This window comes from Thermoflavifilum thermophilum (genome assembly GCF_900116565.1).
GTDB classification, from domain to species: Bacteria; Bacteroidota; Bacteroidia; order Chitinophagales; family Chitinophagaceae; genus Thermoflavifilum; species Thermoflavifilum thermophilum.
In genome coordinates this window covers 614,341-628,549 of the sequence record NZ_FPCJ01000001.1, presented here as the reverse complement: position 1 = coordinate 628,549, position 14,209 = coordinate 614,341, and the positions used below count along the sequence as shown (strand labels likewise).

7 protein-coding genes are annotated in these 14,209 nt (G+C 49.8%); 3 read left to right on the top strand and 4 right to left on the bottom strand.

The window, feature by feature from the left end; genetic code table 11:
* Positions 1–71 precede the first annotated feature (71 nt).
* Positions 72–2,402 (top strand): TonB-dependent receptor, encoded by a 2,331-nt coding sequence (locus BM367_RS02690; protein ID WP_092457347.1) that lies wholly within the window; start codon positions 72–74, stop codon positions 2,400–2,402.
* On the opposite strand, the gene BM367_RS02685 is transcribed toward BM367_RS02690, so the two are convergent.
* Complete coding sequence (locus tag BM367_RS02685) at positions 2,392–3,042, bottom strand: class I SAM-dependent methyltransferase (RefSeq protein ID WP_222842558.1); 651 nt, start codon at positions 3,040–3,042, stop codon at positions 2,392–2,394. The two genes, BM367_RS02690 and BM367_RS02685, sit on opposite strands and share 11 nt — an antisense overlap.
* 87 nt (positions 3,043–3,129) lie before the next feature.
* On the opposite strand from BM367_RS02685, the gene BM367_RS02680 reads away from it, so the two are divergent.
* Positions 3,130–3,891, top strand: a complete 762-nt coding sequence (locus BM367_RS02680; RefSeq protein WP_177224084.1) for an SDR family NAD(P)-dependent oxidoreductase — start codon at positions 3,130–3,132, stop codon at positions 3,889–3,891.
* Between the two features lie 2 nt (positions 3,892–3,893).
* Here the strand turns inward: BM367_RS02680 and sov are convergent, their stop codons facing one another.
* Together sov and ruvA are read right to left on the bottom strand one after the other, a co-directional pair.
* A complete protein-coding gene (sov, locus tag BM367_RS02675; protein WP_092457341.1) occupies positions 3,894–11,066 on the bottom strand; it encodes a T9SS outer membrane translocon Sov/SprA in 7,173 nt (2,390 codons plus the stop codon).
* Positions 11,067–11,231: 165 nt separating this feature from the next.
* The gene (gene ruvA / locus BM367_RS02670; protein WP_092457339.1) at positions 11,232–11,852 is read right to left on the bottom strand and encodes a Holliday junction branch migration protein RuvA; all 621 of its coding nucleotides are present in this window, start codon (positions 11,850–11,852) and stop codon (positions 11,232–11,234) included.
* Between the two features lie 181 nt (positions 11,853–12,033).
* On the opposite strand from ruvA, the gene BM367_RS02665 reads away from it, so the two are divergent.
* The gene (locus BM367_RS02665) at positions 12,034–13,032 is read left to right on the top strand and encodes a beta-ketoacyl-ACP synthase III (protein WP_092457336.1); all 999 of its coding nucleotides are present in this window, start codon (positions 12,034–12,036) and stop codon (positions 13,030–13,032) included.
* An 11-nt stretch (positions 13,033–13,043) separates the two neighbouring features.
* Here the strand turns inward: BM367_RS02665 and dprA are convergent, their stop codons facing one another.
* The gene (dprA, locus tag BM367_RS02660) at positions 13,044–14,150 is read right to left on the bottom strand and encodes a DNA-processing protein DprA (protein ID WP_177224083.1); all 1,107 of its coding nucleotides are present in this window, start codon (positions 14,148–14,150) and stop codon (positions 13,044–13,046) included.
* Positions 14,151–14,209 lie beyond the last annotated feature (59 nt).

Genomic DNA, 14,209 nt, shown 5'->3' with positions numbered 1-14,209 from the left:
TGTGAGTATTTTTTTTTAGTTGCGTGGTGCTAAAATTGGGTTCGTATCCGTAAATCTTATTGTTATCGAACATGAAAAAAAGTGTACTGTTCTTTTTGTGTATCCTGGGTTTTGGTTTCGGCACAGTTGCTCAGACAAAGCTTTATGGCATTGTGGTTGATTCTGCAAACCAGCATCCGCTTGCTTATGCTTCTGTGGCTGTACATGCTTTGTATCCGGTTGACCATCTGCTGGCCTCTGTTACGACAGATAGTTCGGGATATTTCCGTTTGCAGGTAGATACGGGCACGTATCGTTTGGAAGTGTCTTTTGTGGGTTATCGTCCTCAACAACATCGGCTGATTGTTTTACCCGGCCAGCACAACCTGGATCTGCATGTGATCTCGCTTGTTCCTGCACCTGCTCAGCTGCCATCCCTGCAGGTCGAAGCCAGCCGGCCTGTGCTACAGTTTGCACCCGGTGCAATTTTATATGAAGTACAGCGTGACCCACGCACCATCGGGCGAAATGGACTGGAAATTCTCAGCATGGCTCCGCTGGTAAGCGTAAGCGGAGGGAATGGCATTCAGCTCAAAGGAAGTTCTAATTTTTTGCTGCAGATCAATGGCAAAGATGCCAAAGCCATGGCCGGCAATATTACCCAGTATCTGGAAAGCCTCAGGCAGGATCAGATTGAACGCATTGAAATCATCACCAATCCCTCTGCGCGCTATTCAGCAGAAGGCACTGCAGGTATTATCAACATTGTACTGAAAAAGCCCCGGCAAGGCAGTTTTGGCACGGCTTCAACCGGAGTAGATACGTATGCTACTTCTTACTATAGCCTGAATTTGAATGGAAAAATCGGAAAGATCGGTTATGCGGTAAACGGAATAGAAAATTTCTGGCGTAATGGCACGTATGACGACTATCTGCAGCAAACTATCCAGCATCGTGCTACTGTAATTTCCGGACACACCACGCCCAAACGAAACAATTTTTATGGTACCGCTATGTTGAGCGATGAGCTCACGCAAAAAGATATCCTGAATCTGAATGTGCAGACTTTCTTAGGCAACGGAAATATTCAACATGCCTTCTATACACAAACCGACACGATGGAAACCAGCGATGCTATTTTATATCACACGTTAACCCTATCGGCCGACTGGCAACATCAGATGGATTCCCTCCATTCATGGGTGTTTTCCTATCAATGGGATCAGTTGCAGGACAATAATGATATTCTGCAAAACTTCATTTCTTCTTTCAGCAAAGGCCATTCAGATGAACATGCATTTCAACTTGATTTGAAGGGCAAACGTTTTGAATATGGTATAAAAGTAGATCTCAGAAAACTTCATACGCATTTTTATTCTTTAAGTCTAACGGATCAGCAAATTGTATTTACACAAAATATTTATGCTGCTTATGTTTCCTATCAGCAAACATTTGGTGCTTATCATCTGCAGGCAGGCCTTCGCGAAGAATATGCTTACAATAAAGGTTTGCAGCAACAGCACGATATCTTGTTTTCCCAACATCAGCCTGATTTATTCCCGTCTGTATCGATTGACAGAAGCTGGCAGCAAGAAAAATATAATCTTTCATTCGGATACAACAGGCGCATTGATCGCCCGCAATTGTATTATCTCAATCCGTTTGTGAATACATCCAATCCTTATCAGCTCAGCAGCGGCAATGCTTCGTTGCTGCCCGAACTCACCGATAATGCAGAATTGCGTTTGACCCTTCAGGATCAGAAAGGCCATTATCAGATTTTTTCTTTTAGCTATGCGCGCACCCGTCACAGCATTGAAAATGTATATTATCCGCTCAATGATTCGGTGTTGCGCAGCGTATATCTTAATGTGGATGTGGCAAACCTTTGGGGCTTATCGTGGTATGCCAGCCTCACGCTTTTTAAGCATATCCAGAGCACCGTATCGGCCAATTTCTATTATCTGGACTATCCGTCGTCTGATGTACAGGCCGATGCTACGGTGATACCTTTGAACCAGCAGGGATATTTCGGCTCCGTGCGGCTTGACCTGCGCGGGATGTGGCTGAAAAAATACAGATGGTCGGTTTCTACTACCTACAATTTGCCAGATGTTTATGTGCAGGGAAAAGGTTCCGGGTTTTTCTATGCCGACGGGATGTTGATTTTTCCATTCCTGAAAAATAAGTTTATGGCTTTCCTGGCTGTCAGGCAGCCATTCTTTCATGCATATACCGCAAGCACACATTTAAAAACCACAAACCTGTTCGACGAAACAACCCGCCTCACCACGCCGCAACGCAGGTTGTTTTTGGGATTGCAATATAGTTTTGGCAAGCCATATCAAACCCGTCGGGAAACCCGCGAAAAAATGCAGCTGGAGGATAAGAAAACCAAATCGCTGCAGGAAATCATTCATTGATTGGCGAATGATTTTTTTCAAAAAGCAGGCTAAGGATTCGGGGTAGAGTTGTGCGATCTGCATCATCGAACCACTCTCGAAGGTCCACCGTTTGCCATCCGTTTTGGTGTGCGGCGGTGATGAAATCGGACACGTGATGCGTGAAAGCAGGAACTTCATAACTGCCTTGGGGTGTATCAAATTGCGCTTTCCCACCCAGATATTGCCTGAACGGATGGAGCTCACCCACATAAAGCCGGGCATGTGGAGCCGCTACGGCAGCTGCTTTGCGGAAAATGTCTGTCACATCTTCCACGTGCTCAAGCACCAGGCTGAAGCTAATCCAATCGTAGGGCTCACGCGCAAATGTCCATTCCTGCAGGATATCTGCCTGAACAAATTCTACATGCGGAACCTGAATTTTGGCCCGGGCAGCCTGAAGCATGTGATCCGAAAAATCTACAGCTGTTACGTGCTGTGCCAGCTTAAGCAAATGCAGGGTGTTTTTGCCGGTTCCGCAGCCCATTTCCAGGGCACGGGCTATTTTTTTGTTGCCAGCCATTGCCCGGAATGCTACGGCCTCCAGGTCTCTGGTTTCATTGATCTGGGTATCGTATTGCGTTGCCCAGAGATTGTAAGCCTGTTTTACATTCAACTCCATGAGATCAAATATGAATGTTTTTGCAAAGTAGTGGATTTCAGAAGAAAAATAACCGGGTAAATTGCGAAAAATTTAATCTGGTTTATTATGTCACGAATCGTTTGCATTACTGGGGCCACGTCGGGCATCGGGAAGGCCTGTGCAGCGCGTTATGCACAGGCAGGGGATGATCTGATCATTACGGGTCGCCGGGCAGATAGGTTGCAGCAGTTGCAACAGCAGCTTCAGGATCAGCATGGTGTGCGGGTATATGTGCTTCATCTGGATGTGCGCGATCGTACCTCGGTGGAAAAAGCTGTTCAGGCCTTGCCAGCCGAATGGCAGGCTGTGGATGTGCTAATCAACAATGCCGGGCTCGCCCTGGGCTTACAGTCGTTGCATGAAGGCAATCCGGCCGACTGGGATGTGATGATCGACACCAATATCAAAGGCCTGCTGTATGTAACCCGCGCGATAGCTCCCGGCATGATTGCCCGACGCCAGGGGCATATCGTGAATATCGGGTCCACGGCAGCCAAAGATACCTACCCGAATGGCAATGTGTACTGTGCTACCAAACGAGCCGTGGAAGCGCTTTCTGAAGCCATGCGCATCGATTTTCTGCCTTATGGCATCAAAGTCACGGCCGTGCATCCCGGAGCCGTGGAAACCGAGTTTTCTGTGGTGCGGTTTAAAGGCGATACCCAGCGTGCTGCTCAGGTGTATCAGGGCTTTCAGCCGCTCACTGCTGCCGATGTGGCCGACGTGATTTTCTATTGCACCAGCCTGCCGCCCCATGTATGCATCAACGACCTGGTGATTACGCCCACGGCCCAGGCCAATGCGCATTTTATCCATAAAAACGGTTGAGCTTATTGCAGGATAAAACGCAGGGTGAGTCCGGCCTGGGTGTTAGTGATGGGATAGGCAGTGGAAATCACCGGAATGGTTTGCTGGCGGTCGTAGAAGAAATGCAGGTTGAGCCGATTGTTCACCACATAGTCGATAGATGGTGAAATGCGTACCACTTTTTGTCCACTGGTGGGAATGACCTGATTGGCATCGAGCAGGTTATTGGCTGTTTTATCGTTTCGGAAAGCCAGGTCAATCCGGAAGTTCAGGTCGTTGGTAATCTTTTCTCCGTTTTTATCTACCAGCCCGGGAATAGAAAATTTGCGGATGCGGAAGCTGCTGCTGAAATCTACTTCGCTTGACCGCATTTCGGTAAGCTGGTAGTCAATCAGGCTCAGGCTCAGGGTGCGGCTTTTTTTCCATTGGACATTCACATTGACCCCATTGGTGAAAGTCATATCCACACCAATCAATGGAGATAACTGTTCTTGTATCGTGATGTTAGGTACGGCAAAATAGGGAATATAATTGCCGGAAACTGTATCAATAAAGCCTGGATAGCCGATGTGTAGCGGGTCTTCGTAAAACAGGTTAGAAGTAAAGCTGTTCATGCTCAACAGGCCGGAATAGGCGTGGGTGATGATCACATTGCTGAAGATGTCTTTCAGGAAAGGCAGACGGCTCAAACCCGTATAGCTCACCTGCCAATTGGGTTTCGGGAAGTAGCGGCTGAAGGGGTTAGACCGGATGCTGGCATTGCCGGTTTTAAGCAGACCAATGCTGTTGGGGTCTTTGCCGGTATAAGCAGCCAGGAAAGCCGGGATTAGCACGTCCTGGGCATAGCGGCCATATCCAAGCGTATAACCCGGATCCTGGGGGTTGATTTGCCCGTTGGTGTAAGGATTGAGCTTGCCGAGTCGCTGGGAGATGATGGAGCGGTATTGCTCAAATTTCAGGAAGGTTTGGCTGATACCGGTAACATTGTTGATAGGAGCAAACAGGGTTTTCAAAGCAACGAAACTAATCTGAAAACCACCGGCATCGTAGGGATTCAGGTGTACAAACGGGGTGTTGGATGTGGTGTCTTTAAACAGTTCTGTATGGGTTTTGGAAAAGGATTGGGTCATGCTCAGGTCAATGCGCAGGTCGCGATAGGGTTCCAGAGAAGCCTGTACGTTGAGTTGCTGGGTAAAGTTTTGCTGGTACTGGATGTTGAAAGTGGTATCGCGGCTCAGCAAGCCTCGGGCTGCAAAGCGGTTGAGCCAGTTGGAATCGGGCTGATAGCCAAAGGCGAAGGGCAAGCCGGGCACAAGCGGATTCAGATTCTGGCCTAAAATCTTAGTACTATCCAAGTATCCGGGCAGGCTGGTGGCACCCGTCTCGTTATAGTTGATGGCGATGCGTTTCACCATCATCAAAGGTTTGAGCAGGGCTTTGATGAAGGGCGAAAGAGCTGGGCTTTCGTTGCTGTCGCGTGCAGGCGGTGGGGGTTGATTGATGTTGCGCAGGAATTTCCATTTGTTGTACAGCCGGTTGAAATCCATTTCCATATTGAGTTGTCGCTGCATGCTGTTGCTGATGTTGTTGCCGTAGCTCATAGCCAGGCGCGAAGCGGCCACCCATTGGTAAGAAGCCGAGTAGCCCGCCCGGGCATTGATCCAGTCGAGGATGGGGAATTTGCTGAAGGGCAGGGTATAGCTCAGGGTGGCAGTATGCACATATTGGGTGGTGCGGCCCAGGCGAAGGAAGTTTTGCCATACGGTATCTTGCTTGGCTTTGGTGTCGAGAGCGCCGGCCGGCTCATCGATGCGGGCGTTGTTGACGGCATTGAAATTCAGGTTCAGCGAATGCGTCAGGTCCCATTGCAGGTTGTAATAGCGGTCGAACGTGAAATATTTGTTGTAAATCGGCGGGATGCCATACGGGTCGCCGCCGATATTGCGAATGCGAATTACCTCGTATTGGCGGTTGATGTCGGCCCTGAAACCTATCAATGCCGGAATCGGGTTGAAGTTCAGGTCGCGCAGCCAGCTCAGGTAGCGCGATTTGCCATGCAGCAAGTTATGGAATGGGGTGAAAAAGCGTTCCTGGCCATTGTAGGTATATCCCAGGCCGAAGCGGTGGCGGTTGAGCAGGTCGCCCTGAATGAGGGGGCTGTGGTTGAGGGTTTGGTTGAATGAATAGCTCACATCGAAGTTCTGGATATCCCAGGGGAAGCGCACCTGATGCCCCTGTCGCTGGATGCGGACATTGGTAAAGTTGATGGTTTTGATGGAAGTAAACGTCTGCGCCTGGGCCAGGATAGAATCGCGGGCAGCCCGGGTGGGTGCGGTTTTGAGTTTGTCTTTTAGTTTGATATCCAGATCATACGGATCGTACTCTGGATTGCTTACTTCCTGGGAATAGCCGGCGTACACGGGCAGAACCAGTCCCCAGTGCTGGGGCAGTAGCTTGCCCAATTGCAGGGAGGTGGCGGCATTGAACTGGTGATAATTGTCAATAAACCGTTCATTCACGCTCTGATCCACGCTTCCAAAGCCTGCGGTATGCATGCTGCCTGAAACCGACAATGTGCCCAGGTCGGCCAGCTGAAGGTCAACCCGGCCTACGGCAGCATATCCACCGTGCTCGTCCAGATCGCTCAGGCGCATTTCATCACACCACACTTCCACGCTTTTCGGGAGTCCATCATCGTTGCTGTTCAGGGAGTCTTTTTTCGGATTCAGGATGCCGATCATAGCCTCGGTAACCTGGCCCAGATTGGGGTTTCCCACCACGGCCATCACGCGGCCATAGCTGTCGGTAGCAGTAAAAGGCACATTCACGGGTGCACCCGTTTGGTTGCGCTGCTGCTTCAATCGGGTAAGGCTGGCCAGGTCGAGGGCCACGTCGTTGGAATCGGGCCAGATGGTGAGCGGGGATGTAGAGCCCCAGGGGGTGATTTGCAGCGGGATGCGGTACTCATAATAATTGCTCACAAAATCGCTGCCCAGCCGGATGATGAGCTGCACATCGCCGTTGTGCAGGCCGTTGGGATTGTCGGCCGCTTCGGCATGGACGAACATGCGCAGGGTTTTGTACCGGCGCATATCCATTCCACCCAAATCTTTAAACACTGCACGGGCATCGCCATCCTGCAAGTTCATGACTTTCAGGGAAAGCGATTGTTCGTTGCTCAGCAGGTTTACGTTGTTGGTACTGATGAGCTGCTGGCGTTGTACGCCGGGAGGCGATACATAGGGGATGGGATAGCGGCTGGCGTTTTCTTCAATGTTGACGGCGGAAATGGTGAACTGAGTAGCACTGTTGAGGGTATCAATCGGCACATTGGGATATTGCAGGGAATAATTGTATTGCCGCCACTGGTCGCGCACCAGCTGCAGGGTAGCAAAACGAAGCACCACACTATCGGTAAATCCGGTTAAAAACATGCGCATGAAGCGGATGGAGCGGAAATCCGAAATATTACCTACCTTATGATCATACTGGCGGATGGGAATGCGGAATTCATACCAGGTTTCAGTGGCCTGTTTACCGTTGTACAGTTGCACCGTACTCACCTGTTTGTCCACAATAAAGTTCTGCCCCACCTGCATATTAGGTTTCAGGTGGATGCGATACTGGTAGTACTGCTCAGTCTCATTCAAGGTATTATCGTGGTTCAGGTCTTCTGTTTCCGGGTAGTTGGTAGCCGCCGTGCTATAGGGGTTGTTCCCAGAGGAAATGGGTGAGTTGCCGTCAGGATTATTGAAGTCTTTGTACCGATCAATCACGCTAAGTTTTTCTGCATCATAGTCAGCCCCCCTGTAGTAATGATAGTCGTCATTGGACGGATCTTTTAGGGCGTGTTGATAAACGGCAGAGTTGGGTCCGAAATTGGCCAGCAACTGATTCAGGTAAGCCTGGTAATATCTTCTTTCATCATTATCGGAAAGTCCGTCGTAACCCACATCCTGGTAGGGGCGCGAGGCCGGATCGTTGTCAAACGCATTGGTGATTTGCACCGGGTAACGTGGCACGTAACCCCAGACGGAAGAATCCACCTTCGATAGGTCAGGCGGGTAAGGCAATCCATTTTCGAAAAACAGTTTTCCGTCTTTTTGGATATCTTCCGACACATCGCCCAGATCAATATACAGGTCGCCGCCATTGCTTGCAGGATTATTTAGGAAAGGATCGAGCACCCAGAACTCGATATAGGCGATATTGGCGGCTTCGAAGTCGGTGATATCCAGTGCGCGCATGATGCCGCCCCAGCGGCTGGCCGGATTCAGCAGATGGCCATCGGGGGTCAACTGCGAGGGGCTGGTCACATAGTTGTAAGGGCCCCGTTCAGTAGGGAAATAAGCCAGGTCGAACGTGTTGATATAGCTCTGGCCGAAGTCGGTAGTTCGGTTGGGAAATACTTCTTTTTGAAACACGGGCCGGATGTAGAGATCCGAAAGCAGGTCTTTGTTTTCCTTCAGATAGGCAGGCGTGCCGGTGCCTCCGTCCACAAGCGATTGTTCGATGGTGTACCAGGCCAGCTTGGCGCGGTTGTAACCATAAGGCAGTGAATCGGTGAGGGTAGCTTCCGGGAAAAGTATCCGCCCGCTGGAGTCGGTGGCATCTACAGGGGTCGAAGCCAGTGCCCAGCTGTTGTAAGGGAATTTGAGATCATAGCCCGATACGGCTCCTTCGAAGTCATCGATAAATACGGTGCCCTGGCCGTTGTAATTGATCAGTTTGGAATGGCCCGGAAAAAGGCGGGCTACCTCGCCGGTGGCATTGATATAAGACGGCGTGGTGGTGGCATAGTTGGGTAGGCGGTCAAGCCAGTGGGTGAGGCCGGGTAGATCTGATCGGTAGTTGGCATCCAGGCCCACGATGGTGTTGCTGATGGGGTCTTCGCCATAGCTTACGTTGGTGAAATAAGGTCTTTCGCCCATGTGCACAATGGTCGAGCCCAGCGTGAGCTTATCGTTCACATAATAATCGAATCGAGCGCCCACGTAATTGCGCGATTGTTGGCCGTAGAGCGTATTGTTTTCAAATTGCACGTTGATGGGCACTCCCGAATTCAGGATAGCCTGGTTGATGATTTTCAGGCGGCCGAGCGAATAATCAATCGTGTAATCTACATTCTCCGTGAGGATTTGTCCACCCGCAGTAACCGTGACTGATCCCGGGGGGATATTGAAAGCTCCCAGGAAAATATCAGACGAAGAATTGCTCTGGTAGGTGCCCCGCATGATGTAGCGGTTGTATTGCGGAAATTGCTCGGCAATGGTTTTGGTGGAATCATAGAGCTGTTGATAGAGGTATTTTGAGGCAACGGATGGATCATTGGGAAAAGCTTTGAGCAAGTCCTTCCCGAAGGGTTCCAGCTCGGGGAAAATGATCCAGCCTTTTTGCGGATCGATGGTATAGCCGGGCAGGAAGTCGAATTGACCGTCGGGCTGGGGGTCGTTCTGGTTATTCAGCCTGTCCAGATTCAAGATGCTCAGCAGGGGAGCGCCTTGATAGGCACCCTGGGCGTCGGGCAGGTAGCGTTTTTCGCCACCTCCCGGATCCTGATAATAAATGTTCAGCACAAAATTGTCCTTGCTGATCTGATAATCACCAATCGAGTAAATGTTTTTCATCATCAGCTGCCAGATGGGCAGGCGGGGTTGAGCAGAAGTGGCTTTGAGCAGTTTCAGAAACAGTACTTTGGGATTGGTGGTGTTCGGATCGGGCGGCACATCCTGCGAGAATTCGCCTACCTGATACACTTTGCCGTTGTAGGTGTATTGATAAGCTACGGCCAGCACTTCATCGGGTTGGAGGGGGCGGTTCAGGGAAATATAGCCAAGCTGGCGATTCACGGTGTATTCGGTGGAATCGAGTTTGCGGGCATAGGTTTTTTCAAAATCCTGCACAGGCTGCAGCCCCAGCGCCTGCAGGGTTGAAACCACCGTGGTGGAATTGCGGGCAGCAGGATTATTCGCCAGATTGGCATATTCGTCGTTGGCGTCATTCTGAGGCAGGGGCAGGCTTGTGAGTGCGTGCACATTGGGATTGTAAGGCTGGTATTCACCCAGATCCATCAGTCCCACCACTTCGCGGGCATTGGTGGTAGCGCCCGATTTGTTGGTCACCCACACTTCGATGCGAGTAATATAGATCTGCGATTTCACCACAGGCAGGTCGGCCATGCCTTCGGCAAAATGATCATGGAAATATTGCGCCAGCAGAAAATGCTGATTTTCCAGATATTGATCGGCCTGAATGGCAAAGGTGCGGGTCTGGGAACCATTCTGGATGGTAATGCTTTGTTTTTGGGACCGTTGGTTGGACAGGATGGTGGTGACAGACAATCGGCCGAACTGCAGTTGTGTTTTCACTCCAAACAACGATTGAACGCCGGTAATCAGTGAACTGCGAAGGGGAAAACTCACATTGCCTGCTTCAATTTTGCGGATGATTTGATCTTCATCGCCCGTATATTCCAGCCTTACTTGCTTTTCAAAATCATAGACTGACTGTGTGTTGTAGTTGGTGGTAATCTTGAGTTTGCTGCCAATTTGCCCCACCACATTCATATTGATGTTCATGTTAAAATCAAATCCACCGGTTTTTCTTGCCCTTTCCGGGAGCGTGAGGTTCTGATAATTTTGTCCCTGATAGCCAAAGGTGAGGTCAATATTCCCCTGCGGGCGGATGTTGGCCTGGGTACCGCCGAATATGCGGTTAAACAGCTTGGCTCCGTGGTACAGGGAGGGCAGGCTATCACTTCTATTCAGCTGATCCAGCAGCAGGGAATGCTGCAGCCAGTAATGGTTTTCCTGATTCTGGCCTTCCAGTTGGTAAAACTGATCAAAACTCAGGGTGGTAGGGAAGCGATAATACTGATCACCGATTTTTTCGATCAATACATATTGTTGGGTAAGAGGATCATATTCCACAACCTTCTGGATGTTGGACGGATCCCTTAGGTCCAGCGTAGGCTGGCTGGCATCGGGCAAACCGGCCATCCGGCTATCCTGCAGCCGGCTCCAGGGTGGCAGGGAATCTGCAGGCAAGCTATCAGCCTGCGCAAAAGGCCTGTTAAGTGCTGGGAGTTGGATAGCAGTGTGGTTCCGGGCAACGGGGAAAGCATGGCTTATAGGGCCGGCAAGAAGTTGAAGAACCGTCCAGCAAGCAAAAAAAACTATGGGGTTACGGATCTTCATGTTAAGGATTGCATAAACATCATGTCACAATACTGGCTATACGGCGTCCATGAAGATTGGAATATCTGCTGGATGGACAGACATACCTGCCTGTCGGCAGACAGGAATGCGTCATTGCTTTCGAAAAAAATCTGGGGTGGATTCACAATCATTTTTCATCCGGAATCAGGCATATTTCAGCGAACGCTTAATCAAATCTTCCAGGCTTTGAGGTGTAGCTTCCTTCAAGGCTTTGCTTACTGCAGCTTCGGCCGTTTGTTTAGCTATACCCAGAGCTATCAATGCATTTAACGCATCCCGTGCAAAGCTATTGTGTGAAGGAATGGCAAACGCGTCAGCCGGGCTGGTGGGTGCATCAGTTGGGGTGGTTATTCTGGATGATGTGAGCTGCAGCATTTTGTCTTTCAGCTCCAATATCAGGCGTTTAGCTGTTTTCGGGCCTATCCCTTTCACGCTCGACAACATCTGTTCATCTTCCGACAGAATAGCCCGGTGAACCTCTTCCGGAGTGAGGCGGGAAAGAATCATCCGCGCAGTAGCAGCACCTATACCCGAGACGCCTATAAGTAAACAAAATATTTCTTTTTCTTCCGGATGATAAAATCCATACAAGGTATGTGCATCTTCCTGTACATGCAGATAGGTATAAAGCCGGCATTCTTCCAGACCTGCAATTTGGGAAAACGTATTGAGGCTGATTTGGATTTCATAACCCACACCTTGCACATCGAGGTGAATCACGGCTGGTGAACGATAGGTGATTTTGCCGGTAAGGTATGCGAACATGCGGAAGGATTTAATTCTGAAATAGCAAAATACAGAGGTTTATGCATTTGTGGATCGAAAGGTGAAAAATACTTGAACAGATAAATAGGGCTGCAATCCGATCAATGTTTCCTGCTTTGCGGATTCGCGATTATTCAATTAACTTTGCCGACATTCAAAAAACTTCATTCCGCCGTCGCACATGCAATCTGTAAAAGCTGCTATTACCGCTGTTGGAGGTTATGTCCCCGACTATGTACTTACCAATCAGGAGCTTGAACAAATCGTTGATACCACGGATGAATGGATTACTACCCGCACGGGCATCAAGGAAAGGCGTATTTTGAAAGAACCTGGTAAGGCCACTTCTGATATGGGTGCGGAAGCAGTGAAGCGCCTGTGTGCCAGGCAAGGCATTTCGCCGGAAGAAATTGAACTGCTTATTTGTTGTACAACCACACCCGATATGGTTTTTCCGGCCACAGCCAACCTGATTTGCCATAAAGTGGGGGCTTCCCGTGCATGGGGATTTGATCTGGCTGCAGCCTGTTCCGGGTTTTTATACGGGCTGGCTACGGGCGCTCAGTTTATTGAGTCGGGGCGTTACAAAAAGGTGGTGGTGGTAGGTGCGGATAAAATGAGCAGCATAGTGGATTATCAGGACCGAACCACCTGTATCCTGTTTGGCGATGGGGCTGGTGCGGTGCTGCTGGAGCCAGCGGAAGAAGGCTATGGGGTGATTGATTTTTTACTGAAAAGCGATGGCAAAGGATGCCAGTATCTGCATATGAAAGCAGGAGGTTCTTTGAGGCCGGCAAGCATGGAAACCGTGATGAACCGTGAGCATTTCGTATATCAGGAAGGGAAGGCGGTGTTTAAGTTTGCCGTGGTGGATATGGCCGAAGTAGCTTACGAAGTAATGCAACGGAATCAGCTGAAGGGCGAAGATATTGCCTGGCTGGTGCCGCATCAGGCCAATAAACGCATTATTGATGCCACAGCGCATCGCATGAACTTGCCCGAAGAAAAAGTAATGCTCAATATTCAGCGTTATGGTAACACCACCGCAGCCACCATTCCGCTTTGCCTCTGGGATTATGAATCCCAATTGAAAAAAGGTGATAACCTGATTCTGGCTGCTTTTGGAGGAGGGTTTACCTGGGGTGCTCTGTACTTAAAATGGGCTTACGATTCCCGCTAAATGTGTTTGATTCAGCCTATCCACTCATACATTTTGCCCGGTATGCTTCGCAAGTAGCCTTGCAATTCGAGCTGCAGCAGCACAGAAGCCGCTTCCGTACTGCTCAGGCCGCTATAAAGATAAATTTCTTCCACGTGGCGTGGGTTTTTTTCTGCAAACAAATCCACAATAGCTTGTTCCGCTGGGCTCCATGCATGAAACAGCGAAGGTGGTTTTACAGGGGCAGGTTTAGGCGCTTGTTTCCAACCCAATTCCTCTGCAATATCTTCGGCTGTTGTGATGGGCACGGCTACCTGATTTCGAATCAGCGATAGACAGCCAGCTGACCGCACATCCGTTACTCGACCTGGCAATGCCATGACTACACGCTGGTAGCTCGCCGCGAGATGCGCGGTAATCATGGATCCTCCGCTGATGCCTGTTTCCACGATCAGCGTGCCTGCGCTTATGCCCGCAATGATGCGGTTACGCTGGGGAAAATGTTCCTTTTCTGGCTGGGTGCCAGGAGCAAATTCGCTGATCCATCCGCCATGTTCCAGCATTTGCCGGGCAATAGCCTGATGTTGGGGAGGGTAAATCCGGTCCAGGCCGTGAGCCAAAACTGCCAGGGTTGTCAGCCCGTTTTCCAGAGCTGCCCGGTGTGCGGTAATGTCAATACCCAGAGCCAATCCGCTCACAATAATCGGATCATAACTTTTCAGATTTTGTATCAATTGGGTACAAAGCTCGCGGCCATACGGTGTTTGATGGCGAGTGCCCACGATGCTGAGTACTTTTTTGTTGTTGCAATCAATCTGTCCGCGATAATACAGCAGCACAGGTGCATCCGGACAATCCCTGAGCAGGGGTGGGTATAGGGCATCTGTGATGAAGCAGGTTTGGATATGATATTTTTCCAATAAACGAATTTCTTTTTCCACACCTTGGAAATCACGGAATTCCCGAATAGCCTTCGCCCGCAAAGGGCCAATACCCGGAATGCGTTCCAGATCCATTTGCCGGGCCCTAAAAATAGCTTCCGGATTTCCGTCAAAATGTTTCAGCAATTCCCGCGCTAATCCATAGCCGATCATCGGGATGCGGGTAAGTGCGATTTGATATACCAGGGTAGATTCCATGAAATACAATAGACAAGGGTTTGAATCCATTCAGGCCATCCCAAAAATAATTGATCGGG

Excerpts from the sequence above, each read along its gene's own strand:
- BM367_RS02690 (WP_092457347.1), top strand. The coding sequence starts at position 72 with ATGAAAAAAAGTGTACTGTTCTTTTTGTGTATCCTGGGTTTTGGTTTC.
- BM367_RS02685 (WP_222842558.1), bottom strand. The coding sequence starts at position 3,042 with ATGGAGTTGAATGTAAAACAGGCTTACAATCTCTGGGCAACGCAATAC.
- BM367_RS02680 (WP_177224084.1), top strand. The coding sequence starts at position 3,130 with ATGTCACGAATCGTTTGCATTACTGGGGCCACGTCGGGCATCGGGAAG.
- sov (WP_092457341.1), bottom strand. The coding sequence starts at position 11,066 with ATGAAGATCCGTAACCCCATAGTTTTTTTTGCTTGCTGGACGGTTCTT.
- ruvA (WP_092457339.1), bottom strand. The coding sequence starts at position 11,852 with ATGTTCGCATACCTTACCGGCAAAATCACCTATCGTTCACCAGCCGTG.
- BM367_RS02665 (WP_092457336.1), top strand. The coding sequence starts at position 12,034 with ATGCAATCTGTAAAAGCTGCTATTACCGCTGTTGGAGGTTATGTCCCC.
- dprA (WP_177224083.1), bottom strand. The coding sequence starts at position 14,150 with ATGGAATCTACCCTGGTATATCAAATCGCACTTACCCGCATCCCGATG.